Source organism: Prevotella mikamonis, assembly GCF_055381405.1.
The window spans coordinates 782,339-795,104 of sequence record NZ_AP035785.1; the positions used below are offsets into that span (position 1 = coordinate 782,339).

Annotated in this window: 8 protein-coding genes; 5 read left to right on the plus strand and 3 right to left on the minus strand. The window is 38.0% G+C overall.

Features of this window, described 5'->3' with window-relative positions; translation table 11 throughout:
* Positions 1–2: 2 nt before the first annotated feature.
* Genes ACZ42L_RS03360 through ACZ42L_RS03375 form a run of 4 tightly spaced genes read left to right on the plus strand, consistent with a single transcriptional unit; the run spans position 3 to position 8,080 of the window.
* Positions 3–3,206 (plus strand): UvrD-helicase domain-containing protein, encoded by a 3,204-nt coding sequence (locus ACZ42L_RS03360; RefSeq protein ID WP_464716610.1) that lies wholly within the window; start codon positions 3–5, stop codon positions 3,204–3,206.
* 6 nt (positions 3,207–3,212) lie between these two features.
* Entirely contained in the window at positions 3,213–6,095 is a 2,883-nt protein-coding gene (locus ACZ42L_RS03365; protein WP_464700750.1) for a PD-(D/E)XK nuclease family protein, read from the plus strand.
* A 52-nt stretch (positions 6,096–6,147) separates the two neighbouring features.
* The gene (gene xpt, locus ACZ42L_RS03370; protein WP_464700751.1) at positions 6,148–6,720 is read left to right on the plus strand and encodes a xanthine phosphoribosyltransferase; all 573 of its coding nucleotides are present in this window, start codon (positions 6,148–6,150) and stop codon (positions 6,718–6,720) included.
* Between the two features lie 4 nt (positions 6,721–6,724).
* On the plus strand, positions 6,725–8,080 hold the full coding sequence (locus tag ACZ42L_RS03375) for a nucleobase:cation symporter-2 family protein (RefSeq protein ID WP_464716611.1): 1,356 nt from the start codon (positions 6,725–6,727) through the stop codon (positions 8,078–8,080).
* A 360-nt stretch (positions 8,081–8,440) separates the two neighbouring features.
* On the opposite strand, the gene ACZ42L_RS03380 is transcribed toward ACZ42L_RS03375, so the two are convergent.
* Positions 8,441–10,012: a TonB family protein gene (locus ACZ42L_RS03380; RefSeq protein ID WP_464700754.1), complete on the minus strand. Its 1,572-nt coding sequence runs from the start codon at positions 10,010–10,012 to the stop codon at positions 8,441–8,443.
* A gap of 24 nt (positions 10,013–10,036) precedes the next feature.
* Positions 10,037–10,399: a BlaI/MecI/CopY family transcriptional regulator gene (locus tag ACZ42L_RS03385; protein ID WP_464700756.1), complete on the minus strand. Its 363-nt coding sequence runs from the start codon at positions 10,397–10,399 to the stop codon at positions 10,037–10,039.
* Positions 10,400–10,845: 446 nt separating this feature from the next.
* On the opposite strand from ACZ42L_RS03385, the gene ACZ42L_RS03390 reads away from it, so the two are divergent.
* On the plus strand, positions 10,846–12,099 hold the full coding sequence (locus ACZ42L_RS03390) for a phosphoglycerate kinase (protein WP_464700758.1): 1,254 nt from the start codon (positions 10,846–10,848) through the stop codon (positions 12,097–12,099).
* 54 nt (positions 12,100–12,153) lie between these two features.
* Here ACZ42L_RS03390 and ACZ42L_RS03395 read toward each other — a convergent pair whose 3' ends face one another.
* Positions 12,154–12,765: a 4'-phosphopantetheinyl transferase family protein gene (locus ACZ42L_RS03395; RefSeq protein WP_464716612.1), complete on the minus strand. Its 612-nt coding sequence runs from the start codon at positions 12,763–12,765 to the stop codon at positions 12,154–12,156.
* Position 12,766 lies beyond the last annotated feature (1 nt).

Sequence of the window (12,766 nt, forward strand, 5' to 3'; positions counted from 1 at the left end):
CTATGATACAACAACATAATAACACCTTAACCGTATACCGGGCAAGCGCAGGCTCTGGAAAGACATTTACTTTAACAATAGAGTATATCAAGCTTCTTATAGATGAAAATGTCAACTATAGAGCCATTTTAGCTGTTACCTTTACAAACAAAGCTACCGAAGAAATGAAATTACGTATTCTCGGACAGCTTTATGGTATATGGAAGAAATTACCTACAAGCAAACCATATCTTGATAAAATTATTGCAGAAACTCATTTACCAGAAGAAATAATTATTGGACGTTGTGGACAAGCTCTCCATAATCTCATTCATAATTATAGTTATTTTAAGGTTGAAACTATTGATGCTTTCTTTCAAACAATCTTGAGAAATCTAGCTCGCGAGTTGGAATTATCTGCTGTATTGAATGTGGGACTCAACGATATACAGGTGGAACATCAGGCAACAGACGAATTAATAGACCAATTAGACAAAGGTAACAAAATCATCTATTGGATATTAGACTATATCCAAGAAAGTATGAATGACGATAAGTCATGGAATGTCATTGGGAAGATTAAGACTTTTGGAGAAAGTATCTTCAAGGATTATTATAAGCAAAATAGCGAAAAGCTACAAGCAACAATTGGCAATGATAAATTCTTTAATTCATACACACAGGAAATCAAAAGAATCCAACAAGAAGCCAAAAACAAGATGGATGCTCAAGCTCAGAAATTCTTTGAACTTTTGGATAACAATGGATTCCATGTCAATGATTTTAGCAATGGAGTCAGAGGGGCGTGTAGCTATTTTCTCAAATTAAGAAATGGAGATTTTTGGGATGACGAAAATATCTATAATAAGTCTGCTCAAAATGCTTCTGAAGATCCCAAGGCATGGGTAACGAAAAAATACTGCAAAGATGGAGAACCTATTTATGAACTGGCAAAAATGCAGCTTACTCCTCTCCTCCATGAAACAGAATTAATAAGAGCTGTAGAAGCACGTAATTACAAAAGTGCAACACTTACACTCCGCCACATGTATCAATTGCGATTATTAAATAGCATAGAAAAAAAAGTACATGAAATTAATCTACAATCCAACAGATTCCTATTGAGTAACACCCAGACATTACTCTCCAATATGATACAAGGAAACGATGCACCATTCATATACGAGAAAATAGGCTCGCAACTAGAGCATATAATGATAGATGAATTTCAGGATACGAGTACAGTTCAGTGGCAAAACTTCAAAATACTCTTACAAGAATGTATGAGTCATGGATACACCCCAAACCTTTTAGTTGGTGATGTCAAGCAGAGTATTTATCGTTGGCGGTCTGGAGATTGGAGACTTCTAAACAACATAACTCAACAATTTAGCAATACAGACGCGGTAACATGCCGTTCGCTTAATACCAATTATCGGTCTAATAGAAATATTATTGAATTTAATAACAAGTTCTTCACAAAAGTTGTTGAAGCAGAATACAACAATTTAACGGAACTAAAAAGTAAAGAAGCCGATGAATTGAAAAGAGCGTACGATGATGTCATTCAACATGTACCGACAGAAAAAGAAGCAAAGGGACTTGTCAAAATAGAATTGTTCGATTATACAGAACAATATTTAGAAACAATGCTCCAAACCGTTGCAAACACAATACATACCCTATTAGAACATGGCGCCCAAATGTGCGATATTGCTATTTTGGTAAGGGACAAAAAAGGTATACAGGCTATTAGTGAATATTTCACATCAACATGTCCTGACATACTTATCATCTCAGATGAGGCTTTCCGCTTGGATTCTTCCATTGCAGTCAATATCCTTGTAAATGCGATGAGGGTTATTGCACATCCTGATGATTTCATTGCTAAGGCCTTCTTAGCCAAGGCCTATAGTACCTACATCAAGAATACTCCATGTCATATCGTTGTTGAGCATCCTGCTCATGCCAATGATGTTTTACCAAGTCTATTCCTAGAACATATAGAAGAATTACGGCATATGCCTATCGTCGATATGGTTGAGAGAATATACAATATTTTCCATCTGGAAACAATACAATCACAAAATACATATCTCTGTGCTTTTTATGATGTGTTAGGAGAGTATATGCAAGATAATATCCCCGACATATACTCGTTCTTAGAAGAATGGGATGACAATTTACATCAGAAGACAATACAAACAACAGAGACTGATGGAATTCGATTGATAACCATCCATAAAAGCAAAGGACTGGAGTTCGACCATGTTATTATTCCCTTCTGTGATTGGAAACTAGATAGAAATGACAGACAAATTTGGTGTTCACCTAAAGAATACCCCTATAATCTTCTTCCCATTGTCCCCGTAGACTATTCATCAAAATGGATGGTAGGCTCCATCTATGAAGAAGATTATTACCACGAATATCTACAAAATTTGGTCGATAATATTAATTTGTTGTATGTAGCATTTACTAGAGCTAAAAGAAACCTTTTTATATATGGAAAACAAAACGACAAGGGAAGTGGACGTTCTAAAGTTATACAAGATTTCATAGAAGGATTTTCATATGAAGAAGGGGAACTCGATGTGGCATTGGACGATAAAGTCGGCAAACAGGAAAATGTAAATGTCTTCACCCCAGAATATCTCCGCATTGCTTTACAAATGCAAAACACCCCTAATACAAACCTCACCTTTAAACAAAGCAATAACAGTAATAATTTTATCACAGAAATGATAGAAGACTCTGCTCAACAGACTAGAGAAGACTACATTTTACAAGGTAATATCTTACATAAGTTGTTTTCAGCAATCAACACATATGAAGATATACCTCAGGTCCTAAACCAACTAGAAATGGAGGGTATACTTGGAACGGAGAAGGACTCTTTTACACGCGAAAGAATAGCCACATTAATTAATAAAAGGTTTGAACTCCCCATTATTAAAGAGTGGTTTTCCAAGAGATGGAAGCCTTTCAATGAATGCAACATCTTACGATATAATCAGTTAACAAATATGGTTGAAGTTAGACGACCTGACCGTGTTATTATCCATGATAACACGGTCATTGTTGTCGACTTTAAATTTGGTGTTTATCGCTCTGAATACGAACAGCAAATAAAAGAATACATAACACTCCTTACCGACATGGGATATACCAATATAAAAGGGTATCTCTGGTTCGTATATTCCAATCAAATTAAAGAAGTTAAATAAACAATCATGGCAACATCGTTTTTACATTACGTAGCAGAAGATATTATTCGAAAATTTGGTAATAACCTCGCCCATGTTGCAGTGGTATTCCCAAATAAGAGGGCTTCTTTGTTTTTGAATGAAGAACTTGCAAAAATTGTTGATAAACCCATTTGGAGTCCCAATTATATAACGATTAGCGATTTATTCTGCAGACATTCCACATTGGAAATTGCTGATTCAATAAAACTCATCTGTGACTTACACAAAGTATTTGTATCATGTACTCAATCCACAGAAACCCTAGATCAATTCTACAGTTGGGGACAGATTTTACTAAGTGATTTTGATGATATTGATAAGAATATGGTATCTGTCCTGGCACTATTTACCAATCTTAAAGATATTCATCAGTTAGATACTTCGTCTTATCTGACAGAAGAACAAATAGAGACCTTGAAGAAGTTTTTTTCGAACTTCCCGGAAGACCACGAATCCATGATAAAACATAGATTTGAGACACTATGGAATAATCTAGAACATATCTATAACGGCTTTAGAAACAGCCTTAAGGAGCAGGGATTGGCTTATGAAGGACTATTGTATAGAGAAGTAGCTGAAGATGCTAATATAGAGTTTCAATACGACTCCTATATCTTTGTTGGTTTCAACATGATGCAAAAAGTAGAATTACAACTTTGCAACAGACTCAAAAAAGAGGGGAAAGCTTTCTTCTATTGGGATTTTGACGTGAACTATACTTCTCAGCAATATAATTCAAGTGAAGCAGGATATTACATCAGGCAACATCTCATACAATACCCGAATGAATTAGATACTGCTTCTGACGAGGTCTACAATAACATGTCGAAACCTAAGAATATATCATTTATTGCATCTCCAACAGAAAATATGCAGGCTAGATATATTGGTCAATGGTTGCGCGAAAACAATCGCATGAAAGCTGGGAAAAATACTGCTATCGTCTTGTGTGACGAAAATTTATTGCCTACAGTCATACACTGCATACCCACGGAAACTGAGCAAGTGAATATCACAACAGGATATCCCCTACAATTAACTCCCATTGCTTCCTTAATACGGTTACTGATTGTTCTTCAGTTACAAGGATATAGGAAAGATACGCAAAAGTTTCGCACACATTGGATAGAAAGAGTGCTACAACATCCGCATGCAAAATTGTTAACACCATATACACAAGAGCTGTTAGAGAGAATACAACACAAAAAACAGTTTTACTATTCTACGCAAGAGCTCTCTATTACCAAAGATTTAGAGCTGCTATTTACGTTCCAAAGTAATATTGCCGAAATGACAAGTTGGCTTGTGAACATTCTCAAGCAAGTAGGAATTAACTATGGTAACTCCGTGAAAGAGGGCTGCCAAGAAGAATTGCCCCTCCTTCAAGAATCTATCTTCAGAACTTACACACTCGTAAACCGTTTATCTGGACTTATAGCAAGTGGAGATCTAGATGTCGATCTCATTACATTCCAGCGACTATTAAATCAACTTATCCAGACAACAACCATCCCGTTTCATGGTGAACCGGCTGTTGGTCTTCAATTCATGGGAGTGCTGGAAACACGCAATTTGGACTTTGACCATCTCCTGATACTCTCGTGCAATGAAGGAAATATGCCTAGAGGTGTCAATGATACTTCTTTTATCCCCTACTCGATTAGAAAAGCATTCGAACTCACTACCATTGATAACAAGATTTCTATCTATGCATATTATTTTAACAGATTGATACAACGCGCAAAAGATATTACCATCACATATAATAATTCCACAACAGATGGCCAAACTGGAGAAATGAGCAGATTCATGCTCCAATTGCTTGTCGAAAGTAATCATGATATCAAACGTTACATCATGAATTCAGACAAAGCCCCTAGCCCAGGAATATCCAAAACCATTCAAAAAGACGGAGAAATATACGTAACGTTAAAAGATATAGCAAAGCTATCACCTACAGCTATCAATAGCTATATAAGATGCCAACTCAGATTCTATTATAGATATATAGCCGGCCTTACAGAGCCCGACAATATAACTGACGAAGGAGTAGACAACCGTGTATTTGGCAATATCTTCCATAAGGCCGCAGAACAATTTTATCTACCATTCCTTACCCAACAGCGTGTCGTAACCCAATCTGATTTACAACAGGCTATCAACGGGAAGGGGCATGTAAGATTGGAATACTGCATAGACGAAGCATTTAGGACAGAACTTTTCAAAACATCGGATAAGGTGGAATTAGAATATAGCGGACTGCAATTCATCAATCGCGAGGTCCTCTTAACCTATCTAAAGCAACTGCTGAAAACCGATATGGAGCAAGCGCCTTTTAAAATTCTCGGACTAGAAAAGAAGGTTGAGACCTCCATAAAGCTTAATACGGAGGAAGGAGAGAAAGAATTGGTACTTTATGGAAGTATAGACCGCCTAGACAGTATAACAGCTCCAAATCAGGAACATTTCATCCGTGTTATTGATTATAAAACCGGTAGTAATGACAAAATGAGTGTCAAAGATGTACAGAGTATTTTTACCGGTACAAATTTGAAAAATCACACCGACTATTATCTGCAAGCGATGTTATATGCAATAATTGTCAGGAATGATGAGACAGAAAATCCAGCTCGTTTACCAGTATCTCCCTCGCTGCTGTTTATCCAACATGCTGCAAAAGAAGGATTTGACCCAACACTGAAAATTGATGGGACAAAAATAGTAGATATTTTAGATTACACCGAGACTTACATGGAATTATTAAAGGAGAAACTTGAAGAACTGTTCAATCCCCAAATACCTTTTACCCCAACATCGGACAGTAATCGGTGTATAAATTGTCCTTATCTGAAAATTTGCAAGTGCTGATTCCTAATCATTCAAATTTTATGAGTAACTTTGCACATCAAATTTTAAATCAATGAAAGCATTAAAAGACAGAATTCTTAGAGATGGCCAATGTTTTCCTGGTGGAATTCTAAAAGTAGACAAGTTCATCAATCATCAGATGGATCCCAATTTGATGAAACAAATTTCAATAGAGTTAATCAGAAGGTATGCTTCTACCGAAATCAATAAGATTCTCACAGTGGAAGCTTCTGGCATTGCCCCTGCCATTATGATGGGATTCCTTTTAGACTTACCAGTCGTGTTCGCAAAGAAGAAAATGCCTTCAACAATGAACAATATGCTTTCGACTACTGTCTTCTCTTTTACCAAGCAGAGAGAATACCATGTTGTTATCTCCAAAGACTATCTAACCAAGAACGACAAAGTACTGTTTGTAGACGATTTCCTCGCTTATGGTAATGCTGCCAAAGGTATCATTGATCTTTGCAGACAGGCAGAATGTGAATTGGTGGGAATGGGATTCATCATCGAGAAAGCATTCCAGCATGGACGTGATGTTATAGAAGCCGAAGGTGTTAGATGCGAGTCCTTGGCTATTGTAGACTCTCTAGACAATTGTGAAATCAAACTAAGAAACGAATAAAAACATGGCTAACAATTATTCACCTAAAGAGCTTATTTACGGGTTAAACGATCGTCCACCACTCAAAGAGACCCTTTTTGCAGCATTACAACATCTATTAGCTATTTTTGTAGCAATCATTACCCCACCATTGATAATCTCCAGTGCCCTAGGATTTGATTTAGGCACTACAGGATTTCTGGTATCAATGTCGCTATTTGTCTCTGGACTTGCCACATTTATCCAGTGCTATAAAATAGGTCCTATTGGAACTGGCCTGTTGTGTATCCAGGGAACCAGCTTCTCTTTCATCGGTCCTATCATTGGAGCTGGAGCATTAGGTATGGTTTCTGGTAAACTCAACACAGAATTAGCCCTTAGCTACATCTTCGGAGCATGTATGGTTGCTTCTGTTGTCGAAATGCTGATTAGCCGTTTACTTAAATATACACGCAAGATTATTACTCCATTGGTATCCGGCATCGTAGTAACGCTTATTGGTATGAGTCTTATCAAAGCAGGTATTAATTCTTGTGGAGGTGGTGCAGTAGCTCAAGCTAATGGTACTTTTGGTAGTCTTACTAACTTGGGGCTTGCCATTTTGGTTCTTGTTTCTATTATCCTATTCAACAGAAGTAACAATCGATTCCTCCGTATGTCCTCTATTGTATTAGGACTGCTAATTGGCTGTGGAGTTGCCATCGGGCTAGGTATGATTAACTTCAATGAGATTAGCTCATACAATCATTTCAATGTACCTGTTCCATTCAAGTATGGATTAAATTTTGATATTTCAGCCATTATCTCATTGGGACTTATCTATTTGATTACAGCTATTGAAGCTTATGGTGATATAACAGCAAACTCTATGATTTCAGGAGAACCAGTAGAAGGACCTGTTTTCATTAAGAGAGCATCCGGTGGCATCCTTGCCGACGGTTTCAACTCTTTCCTGGCAGCAGTATTCAATTCATTCCCTAATTCCATCTTTGCCCAGAATAATGGCATGATTCAACTTACAGGCGTAGCATCTAGATATGTCGGATATTTCATTGCAGCAGCCTTACTCGTACTCGGTCTTTTCCCTATCGTAGGCCTAGTCTTTTCGCTCATTCCCGATCCTGTACTGGGAGGTGCTACCCTATTGATGTTCGGTACAGTGGCTGCCGCAGGTATTAAGATTATCGCCTCTACCAAACTTAATAGAAAGGCAATACTTGTCATTGCACTTAGTTTCGCAATGGGACTCAGTGTTGAGATGGTACCTGATATTCTTGCTCAAATGCCGGAAACTATCAAGAATATTTTTTCTTCAGGAATTACCACCGGTGGTTTGACTGCTATTCTTGCCAATGCTTTTATCCATATCAAAGAAGAATAAAATTTGAAAGAGTATATACAATATAAGGCCCTGCATCTTCCCGATGCAGGGCCTTTATAGTTGGTTTAATGCCATAGGCTATGGTGCTTAGGCATTATAACACTTATAGATGATATTGGATAAAGTTAGAAGGCAATGTTATCAAGTTGTCTGTCTAATTTATATGAATTAACTGCAAAGCCTTATCAGCGTTGCTGTTGTGGCGTTTCAGTAATACTGTTAAGGCTTTGCTGTTTTACTGCCTAGGCTTTGCAATCTATACGGAAAAAGCCTACGATGAACATTGAGAGTATGGATAAAAGTAGAAGGATTGCATAAAACTTATATCGAACTCAAAAATATCTATCATCGATAGCACTATCATTTCTTAGTGTTCACAATGATCACGCCCCCTCTAGCCTTTTCACCATAAAGAGAAACGGCTTTTTGGTCTGTCATTACAGTTACATTCCCTATCTTTTGGGCATCTATACCGTTCAGTGCGTCCATAGGTACTTCCTTGCCATCCACTATCAACATCCGTACAGACTTGTCAGGATGTATATTTTTAATTTGAATGTTTGCCGATTTCTTCTCATCATTCAACCTAAATTCTATGGGGAGATTATACCAGACTCTAACTGTTTTCCCTTTCAATTTACCTGGCGTCCATCTTGGCATCGTCCTCACTACACGCACTGCTTCAGCATCCAGCAATTTATGGACAGAGCGTCTCACTCTGACATTGCTAAGTTTTCCATCCTTTTCTACAACAAACTGCACTACGACCCGACCTTGAATCTTGTTTATAGTAGCATTCGAAGGATATTTGATGTTCGTTGAGAGATAACGCATAAGTTCTTTTGTACCTCCTGGATACCGTGGCATTTCCTCCACAACCTCCAGCACTTTGTCATCTACATCTTGTTTCACCACTACTTTTCCGCCCTTCTTTACAACAACTCTTTGTAGAGTATTTTGCTGCATATCTTTCATCATAGGCACTTGTTCGGATGTTTTTAATACGACTGGCAATACTTTCTTCATTTCTTCCAATACAGTATTATTAGGCAACTTCTCATTAATGGTATGTGCCAACATTTCTACATTACTCACTGCCAGTAACATGGCTACCAATGGTAAGAAAAGTAAATATTTGACCTTCCCCACCTGATTTGTACGTTGTTTGTTCATCATTTTAATTCGATTTTTTAAAGGTAAAACTTTGAAATGGTTAGCCAATCCGCCACTCGACGAACTATAGGCTAGACCGAGAAGATGATATTGGTAAGACTTGCGCGCACAGCCTTGATACAATACAGCTTCGTCGGCGAGATATTCTAGATTAAGTCTCACTTCTTGTCGTATCAACCAACAGAAAGGGTTGAACCAGCAAAATGTGCAAAAGAGTTCTGCCACAATAACATCCAGCGAGTGGAGTTGTCTCGCATGTGTATGTTCGTGTACCAGTATTTCATGAAATTGTTCAGGCGTTTGGCTGGCAGGATTGGCAAAAATCCATCGCATAAACGAGAATGGTGATTGCCCCGGCTTAATGACATGTATCTTCAAACCATCAAGCTCTATAACCTCTGTACGACTGGCTAGTCTGAATATAGTAGCCACCTGCCATCCCATACGCAATAGAAGGATTACAACACCGACCATATAGCCACCTATCACCACATTCTGCCATGACCATACACTTATTGATGGCGTTATCGTGACTGTAGGTAACACATTCACCGCATAGGTTTGAGCCATATTTACAATCGTATTGCTTTGCTGAAAAAACGGTTGTAAATTCGCAAGTGGTACTATCAAACTCGTAAAAAGCATGCCCAACAATGCTATTCGGCGATAGTTGAAAAATGTATCATAGCTCATCATCACCCGATAGAAGGCGTAGAAAACCATCAGAGACATATTGATTTTCAAGAGATAGACTGCCATTGTTCGTGTATATATATTAATGAATTAGTCTGTATTATTTTCTATTTCGCGGATAATATCCCGAAGATCGTTCTCGGTCAGTTTTTCGTCTTTTGCGAAGAAACTCACCATTTCCTTGAACGAATTACTGAAATAGTCGCGCACGAATCCCGACATAAAAATTCGCTTGTATTCGGTTTCAGCAACAACTGGCGCATATACATAGGCCTTGCCTTCCCTTTGCTGGCCCACATATCCTTTTTGCTTTAATTTACCAACGACCGAGGCTACAGTCGTATATGGAGGCTGTGGAGCAATCATACATTCAACTATATCCTTGACCTCACATCTGCCTAATCGCCAGATGATTTTCATGACCTCTTCTTCTTGTTTTGTCAGCTGTTCCATAGTTTTTTATATTACGTCACAAATCTACGAAAATTTCGTAGATACAATTGCAGAATCATGTTAAAATATTCAAAACATGCTAATATTTAACATATTACGATATTTTCGTAGAACAAATTAAAGTCCTGAATACAAGTATAATAACTCATTTTTAATTCATCAAGTAGTACTGAATATTCCAAAAAGACTTTGTCAATCTAAGCATAAATTTATAACAAAAATCATCAATACTTTAGAAAAGTTCTCTATTTGTTTATTGATAGAATCATAAGTATCAAGGTTGTATGAACCGTTTACTTCCAAACAATATGTTGTTACTCCTGAACTCTTCTATCTACACTACAAAAAAACTATTAATTCTCAATTTTTGATTCTTCAGTCTTAGGAATTATTATTATCTTTGCGTCAAGATTGAAATTCTAAACTTATCAAATAATTAAGATAAAATGAAAATCGAACAATTCAACTTTGCCGGTAAGAAGGCAATCGTCCGTGTGGACTTCAATGTACCATTGGATGAAAATGGAAATGTAACTGACGAGACACGTATCCGTGGTGCTCTACCAACCTTGAAGAAGATTTTGGCAGACGGTGGTGCATTGATTATGATGAGCCACATGGGTAAGCCTAAAGGTAAGGTAAAACCTGAACTTTCATTAGGGCAGATTGTTAAGAATGTATCTGCTGCTCTCGGTGTAGATGTAAAATTTGCATCAGACTGTGGCAAAGCGGAAGAAGCTGCCGCCGCTCTCCAGCCAGGTGAAGCACTTCTCCTTGAAAACCTACGCTACTATCCTGAAGAAGAAGGAAAACCTGTTGGCGTAGAAAAGGGTACTCCGGAATTTGATGAAGCAAAGAAAGCTATGAAAGCCAGCCAGAATGAATTCGCAAAGAAATTGGCTTCTTATGCTGACGTATATGTAAACGACGCATTTGGTACTGCACACCGCCGCCATGCTTCTACAGCTGTTATTGCAGATTTCTTCGATGCAGATTCTAAGATGCTTGGATTCTTGATGGAGAAAGAAGTTACGGCTATTGACAATGTTTTGAAGAATGCACAGCATCCTTTCACTGCTATCATTGGCGGTTCGAAAGTAAGTTCTAAGCTGGGTGTTATCCAAAACTTGCTGGACAAGGTAGACAATCTTATTATCGGTGGCGGCATGGGCTATACGTTCATCAAGGCTCAAGGTGGTAAAATTGGTCAGTCATTGCACGAAGATGATTTGATTCCAGAAGCATTGAACGTTATGGCCGCAGCAAAGGCTAAGGGTGTTACTTTGTCTCTTTCTACACACACTGTATGTGGTAAGGAATTCTCTAACGATACAGAGCGCCAGACATTCCCTATCAATGAGATTCCAGATGAATGGGAAGGAATGGACGCAGCAGAGCAGAGTCTTGAAGAATGGAAGAAGATAATCCTTTCATCTAAGACTATTCTGTGGAATGGTCCTGTTGGTGTATTCGAATTCGAGAACTTTGCACGCGGAACAGGTGAAATTGCCAAGTATGTTGCTCAGGCAACACAGGAGAATGGTGCATTCTCACTCGTTGGTGGTGGCGATTCTGTAGCTGCTGTCAACAAGTTTGGTTTGGCCGATAAGGTTTCTTACGTTTCTACAGGTGGTGGTGCTATGCTTGAAGCTATTGAAGGCAAAGTTCTTCCCGGAGTAGCTGCCATTAAGGGCGAATAATCAAATATACTTTCTAAGATAAAAGGGAATGGAGTTCTGCTCTATTCCCTTTCTTTATATATAATAGGTGAGTACATAATCAGGTGTCATTCGATAACATACCGCCAATTGCTCCTCTGACTTCATATTCTTTACAATGATTATCCCCTCCTCCTTCAACTCGTAGGGAAGCAATCGGATATCAAAGAATCCCAGTTGTTGAGTAGAATAATATTTGTAAACAGTCTCTTTGATACTCCAATTAATAAGTTTTTCATCAAGACTAGCTGATTGTTCATCAGGACGGATAAATCTGCCGGAAATCCTTTCTACTCGATTATTGACATATTCTATATCAATAGAAACTTCTTGCTCTTTAGACAGAATAAGTGCCGCATAACCTCTTGTATGACTTATACTTATATAGTACCCCTCATAAAAAGGTTTACCATTCTCATGATGATTGATAATAGAAAGTGCAGCCGATTCCTTCATTTCATCCAACAAAGAGTAAATTGCCAATTGTTCCAGCTGTCTTCCCAGACTCTTGTATTTACTTATCAGGGCTTCATAAATGGGAATCAACTGCGGTTTCATCGTCAGAAAATCTATGGCCTGCACCTCGTCTATCTTCCACAAGCCCAATAGTACATCCTCACTAAGCGTTTCCACTCTTATTAAAGCCATA